At 71.8% G+C, this 14,891-nt stretch carries 13 protein-coding genes; 6 read left to right on the top strand and 7 right to left on the bottom strand.

Annotated features, from left to right (window positions below):
• Window positions 1-10 precede the first annotated feature (10 nt).
• Complete coding sequence (locus ACYQ77_RS19895; protein ID WP_459713396.1) at window positions 11-844, top strand: SDR family oxidoreductase; 834 nt, start codon at window positions 11-13, stop codon at window positions 842-844.
• 11 nt (window positions 845-855) lie between these two features.
• Entirely contained in the window at window positions 856-3,603 is a 2,748-nt protein-coding gene (locus tag ACYQ77_RS19890; RefSeq protein WP_459713394.1) for an FAD-binding and (Fe-S)-binding domain-containing protein, read from the top strand.
• Here ACYQ77_RS19890 and ACYQ77_RS19885 read toward each other — a convergent pair.
• From ACYQ77_RS19885 to ACYQ77_RS19865, 5 genes are read right to left on the bottom strand one after another with little or no spacing between them, the layout of a single operon-like run.
• Window positions 3,581-4,918, bottom strand: coding sequence for a HAMP domain-containing sensor histidine kinase (locus ACYQ77_RS19885; protein WP_459713393.1), 1,338 nt, complete (start codon window positions 4,916-4,918; stop codon window positions 3,581-3,583). The genes ACYQ77_RS19890 and ACYQ77_RS19885 overlap by 23 nt on opposite strands.
• Complete coding sequence (locus tag ACYQ77_RS19880; protein WP_459713392.1) at window positions 4,915-5,583, bottom strand: response regulator transcription factor; 669 nt, start codon at window positions 5,581-5,583, stop codon at window positions 4,915-4,917. Before ACYQ77_RS19880 ends, ACYQ77_RS19885 begins: the two co-directional genes overlap by 4 nt.
• An 18-nt stretch (window positions 5,584-5,601) precedes the next feature.
• The gene (locus ACYQ77_RS19875; protein ID WP_459713391.1) at window positions 5,602-5,745 is read right to left on the bottom strand and encodes a hypothetical protein; all 144 of its coding nucleotides are present in this window, start codon (window positions 5,743-5,745) and stop codon (window positions 5,602-5,604) included.
• The gene (locus ACYQ77_RS19870; RefSeq protein WP_459713390.1) at window positions 5,742-6,119 is read right to left on the bottom strand and encodes a hypothetical protein; all 378 of its coding nucleotides are present in this window, start codon (window positions 6,117-6,119) and stop codon (window positions 5,742-5,744) included. Before ACYQ77_RS19870 ends, ACYQ77_RS19875 begins: the two co-directional genes overlap by 4 nt.
• Before the next feature lie 60 nt (window positions 6,120-6,179).
• Window positions 6,180-6,653, bottom strand: a complete 474-nt coding sequence (locus tag ACYQ77_RS19865) for a DUF6474 family protein (protein ID WP_459713389.1) — start codon at window positions 6,651-6,653, stop codon at window positions 6,180-6,182.
• 82 nt (window positions 6,654-6,735) lie between these two features.
• Between ACYQ77_RS19865 and ACYQ77_RS19860 the strand changes: the two genes are divergently transcribed.
• Window positions 6,736-8,376, top strand: a complete 1,641-nt coding sequence (locus ACYQ77_RS19860) for a TM0106 family RecB-like putative nuclease (RefSeq protein ID WP_459713388.1) — start codon at window positions 6,736-6,738, stop codon at window positions 8,374-8,376.
• Between the two features lie 691 nt (window positions 8,377-9,067).
• Complete coding sequence (locus tag ACYQ77_RS19855) at window positions 9,068-9,823, top strand: SDR family NAD(P)-dependent oxidoreductase (RefSeq protein WP_459713387.1); 756 nt, start codon at window positions 9,068-9,070, stop codon at window positions 9,821-9,823.
• On the opposite strand, the gene ACYQ77_RS19850 is transcribed toward ACYQ77_RS19855, so the two are convergent.
• Window positions 9,820-10,782, bottom strand: coding sequence for an aldo/keto reductase (locus ACYQ77_RS19850; RefSeq protein WP_459713386.1), 963 nt, complete (start codon window positions 10,780-10,782; stop codon window positions 9,820-9,822). The two genes, ACYQ77_RS19855 and ACYQ77_RS19850, sit on opposite strands and share 4 nt — an antisense overlap.
• Before the next feature lie 126 nt (window positions 10,783-10,908).
• Here ACYQ77_RS19850 and ACYQ77_RS19845 point away from each other — a divergent pair, with 126 nt between their 5' ends.
• Both ACYQ77_RS19845 and ACYQ77_RS19840 read left to right on the top strand, forming a co-directional pair.
• Entirely contained in the window at window positions 10,909-11,847 is a 939-nt protein-coding gene (locus tag ACYQ77_RS19845) for an oxidoreductase (RefSeq protein WP_459713384.1), read from the top strand.
• Window positions 11,844-12,524 carry a class I SAM-dependent methyltransferase gene (locus ACYQ77_RS19840; RefSeq protein ID WP_459713382.1) on the top strand — a complete coding sequence of 227 codons (681 nt, stop codon included), beginning with the start codon at window positions 11,844-11,846 and terminating at the stop codon, window positions 12,522-12,524. Before ACYQ77_RS19845 ends, ACYQ77_RS19840 begins: the two co-directional genes overlap by 4 nt.
• Before the next feature lie 1,341 nt (window positions 12,525-13,865).
• Here the strand turns inward: ACYQ77_RS19840 and ACYQ77_RS19835 are convergent.
• Entirely contained in the window at window positions 13,866-14,702 is an 837-nt protein-coding gene (locus tag ACYQ77_RS19835; RefSeq protein WP_459713380.1) for a class I SAM-dependent methyltransferase, read from the bottom strand.
• Between the last annotated feature and the right edge of the window lie 189 nt (window positions 14,703-14,891).

The raw sequence follows: 14,891 nt of genomic DNA, 5'->3' as shown, positions 1-14,891 counted from the left end.
GAGTGCCAGGATGATCGTCGTCACCGGGGCCACCGGGCAGCTCGGGCGTCTTGTCGTCAGCGGGCTTCGCGAGCGCGGGGCCGCCGTCGTCGCCGGGGCGCGCAACGCGGGCGCCGACCTGGGGGTGGAGGTCCGCGAACTGGACTACGACCGGCCCGAGACCATCGCGCCCGCGCTCGCTGGCGCCGACCAGGTCCTCCTGATCTCCGGCAACGAGCCCGGCAAGCGCGTCCCGCAGCACACGGCCGTCGTCGACGCCGCCGTGCGCGCCGGGGTCCGCCACCTCGTCTACACCAGCGCCCCGTTCGCCGACACCACGCCGCTCGTCCTCGCGCCTGAGCACAAGGCCACCGAGGAGGCCATCCGCGCCAGCGGCCTGCCCTTCACCTTCCTGCGCAACGGCTGGTACCACGAGAACTACGTCGACACGATCCGCCAGGGCGCCGCGACCGGCGAGATCGTCGGCGCCGCGGGTGACGGCCGGGTCGCCTCCGCCGCGCGCAAGGACTTCGCCGACGCCGCCGTCGCCGTGCTCACCGGCACCGGCCACGAGAACAAGGTCTACGAGCTCACCGGCGACACCGCGTGGACCTTCCCGGAGCTCGCGGCCGAGATCGCCGACGTGGCGGGCAGGCCCGTCACCTACCGGAACCTCCCGGCCGCCGAGTTCCGGCAGTTCCTGGTCGACCAGGGCACGCCCGCCGAGGTCGCGGGCTTCGTCGCGGCACTCGAGCAGAACATCGCCGAGGGCACGCTCGCGCACACGCCCGGCGACCTGCGCACGCTCATCGGCCGCCCGACCACCCCGGTCGCCGACACGATCAAGGCCGTCCTCGCCGCCTAGCATCGGAGGCCATGGAGGACCTTCAGCGCAGGCTGGCCGAGACCGTCCACGGTGACGTGCGGTTCGACGCGGGCACCAGAGCGCTGTTCACCATGGACGCCTCCAACTACCGCCAGGTGCCGCTCGGCGTGGTGCGGCCCGCGTCCGTCGACGACGTCGTGGCCGCGGTCGCCGCCGCCCGTGAGCACGACGTGCCGGTCGTGGCGCGCGGCGGCGGCACCAGCCTCGCCGGCAACGCCACCGGCGGCGGGCTCGTGCTCGACATGACCCGGCTCGACCACGTCACGATCGACCCCGTGAGCCGCACGGCACGGGTCGAGCCGGGCGTGGTGCTCGACGACCTGCGGGCGGCCGCCGCCGAGCACGGGCTGACGTTCGGGCCCGACCCGTCCACGCACAGCCGCTGCACGCTCGGCGGCATGATCGGCAACAACTCGTGCGGCTCCCACTCGGTCGCCTGGGGCACGACGCTCGACAACGTCGTCGAGCTGGACGTGCTCACCTACGACGGCAGGCGCATGACCGTCGGCCGCGACCGCGAGCTGCCCGCCGAGCTGCGCAAACTCGTCGACGACAACCTGGCCGTGCTGCGCACGGAGTTCGGCAGGCTCGGGCGGCAGGTGTCCGGGTACGCCCTGCACCACCTCCTGCCTGAGCGCGGCCGCGACCTCGCGAAGGCCCTGGTGGGCACGGAGGGCACGTGCGTGACGGTCCTCGGCGCGACCGTCCGGCTCGTGGCACTGCCGAAGGAACGCGTGCTGCTCGTGCTCGGCTTCGCCGACGACGTCGCGGCGGCGGACACGGTGCCCGCGATCCTGCCGCACAAGCCGTTGACCGTGGAGAGCATGGACGAGCGGATCGTCGCGCTCCGCGCCGCCCGCAACCCCGAACCCCCGCCCGCGCTCCCGGACGGCGGCGCGTGGTTGTTCGTCGAGGTCGACGGGCTCGCGGCGGCACAGGCCATCGCCGCCGCTGTCGGGGTGCCGCACCAGATCCGCACCGGCGCCGCCGAACAGCGCGCGCTGTGGCGGTTGCGGGAAGAGGGCTCCGGCATCTCGACCCGCATGGCCGACGGGTCGGAGGCGTGGCCCGGCTGGGAGGACACCGCCGTGCCGCCGGACCGGCTCGGCGCGTACCTGCGCGAACTCCGTGCCCTGCTGGGGAAGCACGGCCTGCGCGGCGTCACCTACGGACACTTCGGCGAGGGCTGCATCCACATCCGCATCGACTTCGACCTCGTCACCGACGCGGGCCGCGCGGTGTTCCGCCGCTTCATCGAGGAGGGCGCGGACCTCGTGGCGCGGCACGGCGGTTCGCTGTCCGGCGAGCACGGCGACGGCCAGGTGCGCGCGGAACTGCTGCCCCGCATGTACTCGCCGTCGGCCATGGCGTTGTTCGCGCGGTTCAAGGCGTTCTGGGACCCGCGCGACCGCATGAACCCGGGCATGGTCGTCCGCCCGTACAAGATCGACGAGAACCTGCGGTTCGTCCCGCTGTCGCGGGTGCGGACCGCGTTCGCCTACCCGCACGACGGCGGCGACTTCGGGCAGGCCATGCGGCGGTGCGTCGGCGTCGCGAAGTGCCGAAACCACAGCGGTTCCGTGATGTGCCCGAGCTTCCAGGTGACCGGCGAGGAGCGGCACTCGACCCGCGGCCGGGCGCACCTGCTGTACGAGATGCTCGCCGGCGAGGTGATCACCGACGGCTGGCGCTCGACCGAGGTGCGGGACGCGCTGGACCTCTGCCTGTCGTGCAAGGGGTGCAAGAGCGACTGCCCCGTCAATGTCGACATGGCCACGTACAAGGCGGAGTTCCTGCACCACCACTACAAGCGGCGGCTGCGCCCTGCGTCGCACTACTCGATGGGCTGGCTGCCCGTGTGGTTGCGCGCCGCGGCACGGATGCCGAGGGCGGCGAACGCGGCGATGACCGGACCGCGGCTCTCGCGGATGCTCAAGCGCATGGGCGGTATCGCGCCGGAACGCGCACTGCCGGTGGTCGCGCGGGAGCCGTTCACCCGGTGGTTGAGCCGAAATCCCGGCACCGGTCGCCCGGTCGTGGTGTGGCCGGACACGTTCACGAACTTCTTCACCCCGTCGGCGGGCATCGCGGCGGTGCGCGTGCTGCGGGCGGCGGGCTTCAACCCCGTGCTGCCCAAGGGATCCGTGTGCTGCGGGCTGACGTGGGTGTCGACCGGCCAGCTTTCGGTGGCACGCACGGTGATGCGCCGCAGCCTGAAGGTGCTGACCCCGCACCTCGACGCGGGCACGCCGATCGTGGGCCTGGAACCGAGCTGTCTCGCCGCGTTGAAGACGGACGTGCCGGAACTGACCGGCGACACCCGGACGGTGTCGAACACGTTCACACTGGCGGGTTTCCTGCGCGCGTACGCTCCGGAGTGGACACCGCCGCCCGTGCCGCGCGCGGCGATCACCCAGGTCCACTGCCACCAGCACGCCACCCTCGGCTATGCCGCGGAGACGGCCCTCCTCGCCGAGGCCGGTGTGGACACGACGGCGCTGCCCGCCGGATGTTGTGGCCTGGCAGGGAACTTCGGCTTCGAACGCGAGCACTACGCGGTGTCGCAGGCACTCGCGGAACGCGCGCTGCTGCCCGCGGTACGCGCGGCCGACGACAGCACTGTGGTCGTCGCGGACGGTTTCAGCTGCCGAACCCAGGTGGCGCAGGGCAGTGCCCGCACGGCCGTGCACATCGCGGAAGTGCTGGCGGCCGGGCTCAGCGAGGAAGCGTCACGCTGAACCTGGCGCCGCCTTCCGGCGCTGGCCCGGCGTCGACCACCCCGCCGAGCCGGGTCACGAGACCGTGCACGAGCGCGAGCCCGATCCCGGTGCCCACGGGCCGAACCCCTTGGTACCGCGAGTGGAGCACGCCCTTCCGGAACGCGGCGCGGTAGTCGTCGTCGGACAGGCCGGGTCCGCCGTCGCGGACCTCCAGCACCGCGCCACCCGGCACGACCCGCAACGCGAGCACCACCGGCGCGCCCTCCGGCGTGACACGTACCGCGTTCGACGCCAGCCCGTCGAGGACCTGCCGCAGCCTGCGCGGATCGGTCCGCACGACCACCGGGTGCGCGAGGTTCTCGGCCCGGAAACCCGCGCAGCGGCTCGCCCACACCCGCGCGGTCTCCGCGACCAGCGCGGTGAGGTCGACGTCGGTGATGTCCAGCCGGAAGTCGTCGGCGCCCAGCCGTGCCAGGTCCAGCAGATCGGACACGAGCCGGTCCAGGCGCGCGGCCTCGGTCTCGATGGTGCGGCCGACCTCGGGCACCTCGTCGCCGGTCACCACGCCGTCGGCGAGCGACTCGGCGAACCCGCGCACGGACGTGAGCGGCGTGCGCAGCTCGTGCGACACCGACAGCAGGAACTCCCGCTGCCTCGCCTCACTGCGGGCGAGCGCGTCCGCGAGCGCGTTGATCGACTCGCCGACCTCCACCAGCTCCTTCGGGCCCTCCGGCGGCACCCGCAGGTCACGCCTGCCGTGGCTCATGCTGACGGCGACGTCCGCGGTCCGCCGCAACGGCCGCGCCAGCAGCCGCGACAGCACCACCCCGGCCAGCGCGGCGGCCCCGATGCCCACCAGCAGCGCCAGGAGCACGCTGCGGAGCAGGTCCCGCCCGGTGCCCTTCGCGACGTCGACCTGCTGCACGAGCGCGACCGCGCCCCGGCCGTCCACCGCCCGCCCCTCGACGAGGAAGGCGACGCCGCCGACGGTCGCCGTCCCGTGCAGGGGCCTGCCGGCGGTGACCCGCGCGAACCCGGCCCGCCGCGCCGCACGCACGGCACGCTGGTCCGCGCCGGTCATCCCGCCGTTCGGCCCCTGCCGGACGACCTCGACGCCGAGCCCGTCGAGGATCTCGGTCACCCGCCGCCCGGCCACCGGCAGGTCGCCGAGCTGCGCCGCCACCACGTCCGCCTGCGCCGAGAGCTGCTCGGCCAGCACCTCCCGCGACTGCCCGGCCACGAGCTTCGCGACCACCAGCCCGGCCACGACCGCGGTGACCGCGGCGACCACCAGCCCCAGCAGGGTGGTCCGCACCCACAACGGCCTGCTCATGCGGGGTCCGCTGCGTAACCGATGCCCCTGACGGTCCGGATCGGGCTGGCGTCGCCGAGCTTCGCCCGCAGCTGCGCCACGTGGACGTCCACGGTCCTGGTGCCGCTCACCGAGTAACCCCAGACCGCGCTGAGGAGCTGCCGCCGCTCGAAGACCTGCCCCGGGCGGCGCATCAGCTGGGCGAGCAGGTCGAACTCGGTGGCGGTCAGCGGCACCTCCACCGCGTCCGCCCACACCCGCCGCCGCGTGACGTCGACGCGGGTCCTGCCGACCTCGAGCACCTCGGCCGCCGCCACCGGACCCCGCCGCAGCACGGTGCGGACCCGCGCCACCAGCTCACGCGGGCTGAACGGCTTCGTCACGTAGTCGTCGGCGCCGAGCTCCAGCCCCAGCACGCGGTCCACCTCGTCGTCGCGGGCGGTCACGAACAGGATCGGGGTCCAGTCACCCGCCGTGCGCAGCGTCCGGCAGATCTCGACGCCGTCCATGCCGGGCAGGCCGACGTCCAGCACCACCGCTGCCGGGCGCAGGGTGCGCACCGCGGCCAGTGCCCGCGCGCCGTCCGTCTCGACGTGCACGCCGAACCCGTCCCGCAGCAGGTACCGCTGCACGAGATCGGCGATGGCCGCGTCGTCCTCGACGACCAGGACGAGCCCCTCAGGCATGGCTCTGTATAGCACCCATCAGTCGCCCGCCAGCTCGGACTCGACCGCGTCCAATGTGGATTCCACGTCGCCGACCTCGTGGTCGACGCCGGGGGCGCTCTCGCCGCGGCAGCCGGTGCCCAGCACCAGCACCACCGCGAGAGCGCCCGCCAGCCGCCTCACTTGGCCCCGCAGTGGTCGGTGCGGAAGTCCGCGGCCCACTGCTTGATCTTGGTCAGGTCGTCGACCCGGCCCAGGCGGCGGTCCGCCCGTTCATCCAGCAGCTGCGCGCTGGTCTCGCGGCCCGCTTCGCGTTCGGCCGTCGCGCGGGCCCGCAGCCACGCGGCGGACCCGCGGACCCCGGCGTCGCCGTTGATCCGGGTGAGCAGCCGGTCGGCACGCTTCTCGATCTTCGGCAGGCGCTTCTCGCAGAGGTGCTGCACCTGCTCCGGGCTGAGCGTGATCGTGACCGGCTCGTCCGTCTGGGCCACGGCCGTGGCCGTGCCGGTCAGCACCAGGCCCGCGGTGATCACCGCGGTGAGGAGTGTGTTTCGCATGGCCCCACCCTGACGGGCCCAGGTGAGCGGAAGGGCAGGGGAATGTTCGGGTTCTGTAAGTCAGATCCCGAGCCGGTGCAGGAGGCGCTCCTCCAGCTGGTCCAGCTCGGTCGACGCGGCCTTGTGGGCGGCCTTGCGCCGGGCCGACGGCATCCGCTCCGCCGCCCGGACGGCCGCGGCCAGCTGGCGCAGCGTGGTGTCGGCGCGGTTCGCGAAGGCCTTGTCGTCCGCGGTCGCGCCGGGGCGTTCCCGCAGCTCGGTGACGGCGTCGGCGGCGCCGGAGATCCGCGCGTGCAGTGCGCCGCCCCGGCCGGAGAAGCGGGACAGTTCCTCGATCGGCACCCCGAGCCGCCGGGCCTTCGCGCGGTCGTACCGGTCACGCACCTCACCGAACGCGCGTAGCACGTGCGGCGCGACCACCGGGATCACGGCCGGGCCGATGATCTTGGCGACGGCCAGCGCGTTCTTCGCCCTCTTCGGCGTGAACCGCGGATCGGCCACACCCTCGGCGGCCTTGCGCTTCCTCAGTGCCATGGGGAGAACCTATCGGTGCTGACCAGCCCCGGCACCCGCTGCCCGCCGGGTTCTGTCGGTGGTCCCGCCTAGACTGCGTACCGTGACGACATCGGTGCTACTCGACTCGGGCGTGGTGAACCGCTGCCGCCGTCGGGTGCACCTCGAGCACGACCCGACGATGGCCGACGCGCCCACCGCGCCGCCCGATCCGACGGGCGAGCAGCGCAAGGCCGACGCGGCCGCGCACCGTCGCTCGATCGCCGACGAGATCGCGGGCCTGGTCGGCCCGGGCTGGACGGAGATCCCGCGCGGTTCCGAGGTGCGCGCGAGCGACCGCGAGCAGATGACCCTGGACGCGATGGCGGAGGGCGCCCGGTTCATCTGGGCCGCCCAGCTGCCGCGCGACGAGGCGGGTGGCCGCAGAGGCCACATGGACCTGCTGGTAGCGGTCGACGGCGGGTACGTGCCGGTGCTCGTGGTGCGGCACAAGGTCAGCGACCCGGGTTCCGGCGCGCAGACCACGCCGCTGTCGAAGCCGTGGCCTTCTCTGCGGCGCGCGGACAAGCGCCGCCGGGTCCGTCCCCAGCCCCGTGACGTGCTGCGCCTCGCACACACCTACCGCCTGCTGCAGGCCTGCGGGTACGCCGCGCCGGGCCCCGCGATCGCGGGTGTGATCGGTCTGGACGGCGACGTCGTCGTGTGGCACGACCTGGAGGCCCCGACGTGGCCGGGCGGCCGGGACGCGCTCGCCGAGTACGACGCCCGCTTCGCCGACCGCGTCGCCGTGGCGACCGCCGCGGCCACCGGCGCCCCGGCGCTGGCCCAGCCGTCGCGGATCGTCGAGTGCCGCACGTGCCCGTGGTGGCCGATCTGCCAGGTGGAGCTGCAGAAGGCCAGGGACGTCAGCCTCGTGGTGCGTGGCGAGGAGGCGGCGAGCCTGCGCGCGGCGGGCGTGCGGACCGTCGACGACCTGGCCGTGCTCGACCCGGACGACGAGTCGCTGCCGCCGACGGGCATGCCGATGTCGGACGCGGTGGGCCTGGCGAAGGCGTGGCTGGCGGACCTGACCGTGGTGCGCAGGATCCCGGAGATCCACGTGCCCCGCGCGGACGTCGAGGTCGACGTCGACATGGAGAGCTTCGGCGACGCAGGCGCGTACCTGTGGGGCGCCCTGCTGACCGGCGCGGACGTCGGGGAGGAGCCGGGCTACCGGGCCTTCGCGACGTGGGAGCCCCTGCCGACGGACGACGAGGCCAGGTCGTTCGCCGCGTTCTGGCAGTGGCTCACGGTCGTGCGCCTCCGTGCGCGTGCGAGGGGGTTGAGTTTCCGCGCGTACTGCTACAACGAACTGGCGGAAAACCGCTGGCTCCTGTCGTCGGCGAAGCGCTTCGCGGGCAAGCCGGGCATCCCGACCACGGAGCAGGTGCAGGCGTTCATCACCTCGGACGCGTGGTTCGACCTGTTCGGCAGCGTCCGCGACCACTTCCTGTGCTCCCGCGGCAAGGGCCTGAAGACGATCGCCCCGGCAGCGGGCTTCGCGTGGCGGGACGCGGAGGCCAGCGGCGAGAACAGCATGCGCTGGTACCGGGACGCCGTGGGCATGGACGGCGGCCCCACGAACGACGTCCAGCGGGTACGGCTGCTGGAGTACAACGAGGACGACGTGCGAGCCACCCACGCCCTCCGCACGTGGATGTCGTCACCGGCCGTGTACGACGTGCCTTACGTGGGTGACCTGTAGCACATCGTCACCTCGGTCATCCCCCAGAAGGATGGCGAAACACCCCTCTTGGGCGACGCGCACACGGCGACGCTCCTACCAGGGTGGATGGCATGGAACTCCTCGCCGCCGCCGGCCTGTTCATCGCACTGGCCCTGCTGGCCGCCATCCCCCTGGTGATCCTCCTGCACGTGACACAACGTCGTTGGGACAGCAAGAGCTGACCCGCCACGCAACCACCGCCCCGAGGACATCCTCCCGGGCTCGCCCCGCAATCGAGCCACGACCAGCCGCACTCCCCGCGACAACTGCTCGCCCGCCAGCCCGAACCACGACCATCGGCGGCTATCGCCCGGTCAGTTTGATCCAGGCCGCCCACCTCGGCGCGCCGCCGTTCTCGATCGCGCCCAGACGACCGCTCACAACCGTTGACCCTCACCCGGGCCGCCCAGGGACGGCCTCCGGCCCCCGGTCACCACGCTACGGCACGCCACCGACAACCGGCCCTGGCTCACCCCGAGTTGTCCACAGCCCACCCAGTTGTCCACAGCGCGGCAGAAAGTCGCGCACATGCCGGCCCCACCTGGTAGACTGGCAAGGCGGGACGCCCCCGGGATCGGGTGGGGGTTGGGCACCGGGCGGTGTGCGCGTTCGGGGTGCGGTGACGCGATGCTCGACCACGCAGAAGTGATCGAGCGTTAACCTGTGCGGCATGCTGATCAGTGACACCTCCGCCATCGTGACCGGAGGCGCTTCCGGGCTGGGCGGCGCGACCGCCAGGGCGCTCGCCGAGCAGGGCGCTCGCGTGTTCGCCGTCGACCTGCCGGTCGCCATCGACAAGGCGCCCGAGGTCGCCGGGGTCACCTACGTCGGTGCCGACGTGACCGATCCCGACCAGGTGCAGGCCGCCGTCGACGCGGCCGGGGCGCACGGGCCGCTGCGGACCGTCGTGAACTGTGCCGGTATCGGGCCCTCCGCCCGCATCCTGTCGAAGAAGGGGCCGCACGACCTCGCGCTCTTCCGCAAGGTCGTCGAGGTCAACCTGATCGGCACGTTCAACGTGGTCACGCTCGCCGCGCAGGAGATCGCCAAGACCGACCCGCTCGAGCACGGGCAGCGCGGCGTCGTGATCAACACCGCGTCGATCGCCGCGTTCGACGGGCAGATCGGGCAGGTCGCCTACGCCGCCTCCAAGGGCGGGGTCGTCGGGCTGAACCTGCCCGCCGCCCGCGACCTGGCGTCGTCCGGCATCCGCGTCTGCACGATCGCGCCCGGCATCATCGACACCCCGATGCTCGCGACGGTCAGCGACGAGTTCCGCGCGGGCCTCGCCGCGGGCGTGCCGTTCCCGAAGCGCCTCGGCCTGCCCGAGGAGTACGCGAAGCTCGCGCTGTCGATCATCGACCAGGACTACCTGAACGGCGAGGTCATCCGGCTCGACGGCGCGCTGCGGATGGCGCCCCGCTAGCGCCTGCCGGGCGGGCAGATCTCGTCGAGCCCGGCCAGGTCGTCGGCGCTCGGGTGCCACTGCGCGGCGGCCGCGTTCGCGATCACCTGGTCCGGCGTGGTGGCACCCGCGATCACCGACCCGACCGTCTTCTGCGCGGCCAGCCAGCCGATGGCGACCGTCGCCATCGGCAGGCCGCGCTCCTCGGCGAACGCGCGCAGCTTCTCGATCCGGTCCCACGGCGCGTCGGACAGCAGCCGCGTGCGGCCCGCCAGTCGCGCGTTCGCCGGCGGGTCGGTGTCGCGGTGGTACTTGCCGGTCAGCAGGCCGTTGGCCAGCGGGAAGTACGGCAGCAAACCCAGCCCGAACCGCTGGCACGCCGGGATGATGTCCCGTTCCGCCTCGCGTTCGAGCAGTGAGTAGTGGTTCTCGGCGGCGATCACGCCCGCCCAGTGGTTCGTGCGGGACAGCCACACGGCGTCCGCGATCTGCCAGCCTGCCAGGTTGCACACGCCCGCGTACCGGATCAGCCCCTCGCGCACGAGGTCGTCCAGCGCGGACAGCGTCTCCTCGATCGGCGTGGTCGTGTCGGCGCGGTGCAGCTGGTACAGGTCGATCCAGTCGGTGCCGAGCCTGCGCAGCGACGCCTCGACCGCGCGTTTCACGTACCGGCGCGACCCGCGGGCGCCGAAGTCCGGCCCGTTCGCGCCCTGCATGTCCACGCCGAACTTGGTGGCGATCACGGCGTTGTCCCGCCGGCCGGACAGGGCCTGGCCGAGCAGTTCCTCACTGCGGCCACGCGGCGCGCCGTACACGTCGGCGACGTCGAACAGGGTGATGCCGGCGTCCACCGCGGCGGCGATGAGCGCACGGGAGCCGGCCAGTGACTCCGCTGCCGTGCCCGGGCGGCCCAGGTTGTTGCAGCCGAGGCCGACCGCACTGACCACGAGACCCGATTCTCCCAGGTGACGGAGTTCCACGGCGACAGGCTACTGAGCGTGGCGCTTCCGATCCAGCTGCCAATCGGGTTGGCATTGACATTCGACACATCGGGTATTCCGCCAGGCAGGGCCAATTTCCGGGTTCAGTGAGGCAGGCTGTGCGGCATGAGCAAGGCTGAGGTGGACAAGCCGTCGGCGGCGGACTGGCTCGCCGACCACGTCGCGAGCCAGGTCGGACGCGTTTTCGTGGTGACGGGCGCGAACAGCGGACTCGGCCTGGAAACCGCGCGGACACTGGGCACGCTGGGCGGCACGGTGATCATGACGGCCCGCGACATGGAGAAGGGCGAGGCCGCGGTCGCCGCGCTGCGTGCCGAACAGCCGTCCGGCAACTTCGACCTGCGCGAGCTCGACCTCGCCGACCTGGACTCGGTGCGCCGGTTCGCCTCGGACGTCGAGCACGTGGACGTGCTGATCAACAACGCCGGCGTGATGATGCCGCCGCGCACGCTGACCGAGCAGGGCTACGAACTGCAGTTCGGCGTGAACCACCTCGCGCACTTCGCGTTGACGATCCTGCTGTTCAACACGTTGCTGCAGAGCGAGGACCCGCGCGTGGTGACGGTCAGCTCCGGGCTGCACAAACGCGGCCGCATCCACTTCGAGGACCTGCACGGCGAGCACGGCTACCACCGCACCAAGTACTACTCGCAGTCGAAGCTCGCGAACGTGGTGTTCGCGCTCGAACTGCACCGCAGGCTGCGCACCAACGGTTTCGCGTTGCGCAGCGTGCTGGCCCATCCCGGCTACACGGCGACAAATCTGCAGTCCAGCGGCCCGACCGGGGTCGGTAGACTGATCATGAAGGTCACCAACAAGGTCATGGCACAGGACGTGACCATGGGTGCTCTGCCGCAGATCTACGCGGCGACGGGCGCGGACGTGGAGAGCGGCCAGTTCTGGGGCCCGGACGGCCGCAACGAGAGCAAGGGCTTCCCGGCGCTCGTCGAGCCGCTCGACGAGGCGCGCGACCGTGAACTGGGGAAACGTCTGTGGGACATCTCGGAGGAACTGACCGGAGTGCACATCGACCTGGCCCCGTGACGGGCAGGCACATCCGCTCGGTCGAGGACGTGCTGACCCTGCTGGACGGCATGTTCGAGGCACCGGGGTGGGACGACTTCTACGCCGACCGCGACCGCCCGGTGCCGTTCTTCGCGGACAAGCCGGACGAGAACCTGGTGTCGTACCTGGATCGCGGGCTGGTCAAGCCGGGCCGCGCACTGGACCTCGGCTGCGGCCACGGCCGCAACGCGGCCCACCTGGCGGCGGCGGGCTTCGAGGTCGACGCGGTCGACCTGTCGCCGTCGGCCATCGAGTGGGCCCGCGAACGCACGACCGACGTCCGCTTCCTGTGCGGCAACGCGTTCACGTTGGAGCTGGGCGAATACGACCTCGTCTACGACTCCGGCTGCTTCCACCACCTGCCGCCGCACCGCAGGGTCAGCTACCTGTCGCTGCTGGACCGCTGCCTGAAACCGGGCGGCCACCTCGGTCTGGTGTGCTTCGCCGCGGGTCGGATGGGCTCGGAGACCCCGGACGCGGACCTGTACCGGCGGGCCGGCCTCGAAGGCGGCCTCGCCTACACGCCCGAGTCCCTGCGGTGGATCTTCGCGGAGCTGACCGAGGTGGAACTGCGCGGCATGGCCGAAGAACCGCCCGACTCGCCGCGGTATGGCGTCCCGTTCCTGTGGACGGCGCTCTTCCAGCGCCCGAAGTAATCCACAGCTCACCCGGTTGTCCACAGGCAAGATCGACTTCCGTCCCCCTGTCGGTGGGTACCGGTAGACTGGCATGGCGGGTGGCCCCCGGGAATGGGTGGGGGTTCACGTACGTACTGGGTGGGGTGTTTTCGCAGGTCAGCGCCGTGGTGGCGGTTTGTGTGCCCGGGGTTTGGTGGTGTGGCTTGCCTGGGTTTTTCCCTCCGGGGGGTCCTCGCCGGACGGGCTGGTCTCCGGGATGGCAGCGGGTCTTGCACGGGGCTGGGTTGGCAAGGACTGGTGTCCGTGGGTGCCTGCCATCCCGTCGACCTCCCGGAGGGCTATCACACCGCGTCAAGGGGGCCCGGGCGGTTTGGTCAGCTGGTTGCGTCGTGCGTCCGGGCCCCCTTGACACGGTGTGATCGGGCTTCGCCAGGTCGACGGGATGGCAGGCAGCAGTCCTTGGTGTGTTGTGGGGCTTGCGCCCTTCGTTTTCTTTCGTTTTCTCTTGCGGGTCATACCTGTGGGGGAGGCGGTTCGCGCCTTGGTGGGACGGTTTTCCCGTCTTTCGCGACGACGCTGGTCGCATGGTCACGATCAGGTATGCGGTGGGGTGGGCGGCTGTGGTGGGGACGATTCCCTACCTCGCCTTGAAGACGGTTTGGTTGGCGGGTGGCATGGTCGGGGTCGTCGACGTCGGCGTGTTCAGTGAGCCCAGTGCCTTCGTGCTCAACGCGGTGACCGCCGGCATGGATCTTGTTGCCATTCTTGTCGCGCTCTTGTTCACCTACGGGTGGCGGGCGCCCGCGATTCTCGTGCTCGTGCCGATCTGGGTGGGGACCGGGTTTCTCGTGCCCATCGCGGTGACGTTGCCTGCGATGGACTTCTCGGCGCCGCAAACGTTTCTCGAGCCGTGGGTGCAGCCGCTGGTCTACGGAGGGTTCGCTTTTCAGGGCCTCATGTTGGTGATCGCGTTCGTGTTCTACGCGCTTGAGCGGTGGGGCTTCGTCTTCCGGCTCGACACGGCCGAGATCCCCGCCGCCGGGGTGGTTCGGGCGGTCGCCGCGCACGTCGGGGCGTTGCTCGCCGCGGCCGCCGCGGTTCGGTACCTCGGCGGTGGTGACTTCGTGTTCGGGGTGTTCGCGTCGGGGGCGGCCGTCGGGACGCTGGTGATGACGCACCGCGTCCGGGGGCGTTTCTGGGTGCCGGTGGTCGTCACCTGGCTCGGGGCCGGGGCGCTCTTCGCGTGGGGGTCCTGGAGTGCCGTCAACGCACTCGCCGCCACCTTCCTCGCCCACGGCGCACCGCTCTGGCCGCCGCTGCTCGATCTCGCAGGCGGGGCGTTGATCGGGCTGACGTCCCTCAGCGTGTTCGCCGGCCTACGACCGTGTACAGCAGCGTCCGCCGGCCACCCGCGTACGCGTGGTGGTAGGTCAGCTCCGTCTGCTCGAACCCCAGCACACCCACCCACCGGCGGACGGTCTCCGGGCTGATGTGCCACCACGTGTCGCCGTACGCGTGGTCCCAGAACTGCGGCAGGAACGTCGCCTTCGGCTGGCCGTGGGCCTCCGGCGGCAACGGGTTGACCACGCCGTCCTCCGGGTCCGGCGCGTCGACGAAGTCGCCGACCAGGTGGTACTCGGAGCCCGGGTACACGTCGGTCACGATGACCATGTCCTTGACCAGCCGCAGCGACGTCTGCAGCGCCAGGAACGGGTCGCGCAGGTGCAGCAGGATGCTGGCGAACGTCGCCACGTCGACCTGGCCGATCTCCTGCGGCACCGTGTACACCGTGCCGTGGACCATGCGTGCCGACAGGCCCTGCGCCTTGTGGTTGAGCCAGAAACCGTTGTTGAGCCTGCGGAGGTGGGCCCGGTGGTCGGCGGCGATCCGGTCGGGGTCCCAGCCCGCCCACGGCACCGCGTCCCACATGTGTTCTTCCGACAGGTCGTACGCGACGACCTCGGCGCCCTGGTGCTCCATGTAGGTGGTGAGGAAACCGCTCGCGGCACCCAGTTCCAGCACCCGCTTGCCGGACAGGTCCACGCCGCCGAGGTAGCGGAACTCGTCGCCGCGCAGGTCCCACTCGCCGGTCACCTCGCCGTACCCGGGGATGTCCATCGAGTGGTAGAAGTGGCAGTCCTCGATGCTGTCGACCTGCCGTGGTCGCGCGTACAGATCCGTCGCAGCACTGGTCATGTCCCGCCGTCCCCTCAGCTCCAGGTGCGGGACAATCTAGCTGTCGGGGTTGCCCTGTCGTGACGGGCGGTCGTACAGCGCGACCGTGAGCCGCACCAGGAAGATCACGGCCACGACGCTCACGACCAGAATCTGCATGAACACCTGTCGCCTCCTGCTCCCGTGGACCCGACTGCGACGGGGGCGATG

This window comes from Actinophytocola sp. KF-1 (assembly GCF_054661535.1).
Note: the sequence above shows the minus strand (reverse complement) of the source record. Positions and strands in the feature narration are given on the sequence as shown.

What these genes read in the sequence shown, in the direction of transcription:
- ACYQ77_RS19895 (WP_459713396.1), top strand. Translation starts at nt 11, where the DNA reads ATGATCGTCGTCACCGGGGCCACCGGGCAGCTCGGGCGTCTTGTCGTC.
- ACYQ77_RS19890 (WP_459713394.1), top strand. Translation starts at nt 856, where the DNA reads ATGGAGGACCTTCAGCGCAGGCTGGCCGAGACCGTCCACGGTGACGTG.
- ACYQ77_RS19885 (WP_459713393.1), bottom strand. Translation starts at nt 4,918, where the DNA reads ATGAGCAGGCCGTTGTGGGTGCGGACCACCCTGCTGGGGCTGGTGGTC.
- ACYQ77_RS19880 (WP_459713392.1), bottom strand. Translation starts at nt 5,583, where the DNA reads ATGCCTGAGGGGCTCGTCCTGGTCGTCGAGGACGACGCGGCCATCGCC.
- ACYQ77_RS19870 (WP_459713390.1), bottom strand. Translation starts at nt 6,119, where the DNA reads ATGCGAAACACACTCCTCACCGCGGTGATCACCGCGGGCCTGGTGCTG.
- ACYQ77_RS19865 (WP_459713389.1), bottom strand. Translation starts at nt 6,653, where the DNA reads ATGGCACTGAGGAAGCGCAAGGCCGCCGAGGGTGTGGCCGATCCGCGG.
- ACYQ77_RS19855 (WP_459713387.1), top strand. Translation starts at nt 9,068, where the DNA reads ATGCTGATCAGTGACACCTCCGCCATCGTGACCGGAGGCGCTTCCGGG.
- ACYQ77_RS19845 (WP_459713384.1), top strand. Translation starts at nt 10,909, where the DNA reads ATGAGCAAGGCTGAGGTGGACAAGCCGTCGGCGGCGGACTGGCTCGCC.
- ACYQ77_RS19835 (WP_459713380.1), bottom strand. Translation starts at nt 14,702, where the DNA reads ATGACCAGTGCTGCGACGGATCTGTACGCGCGACCACGGCAGGTCGAC.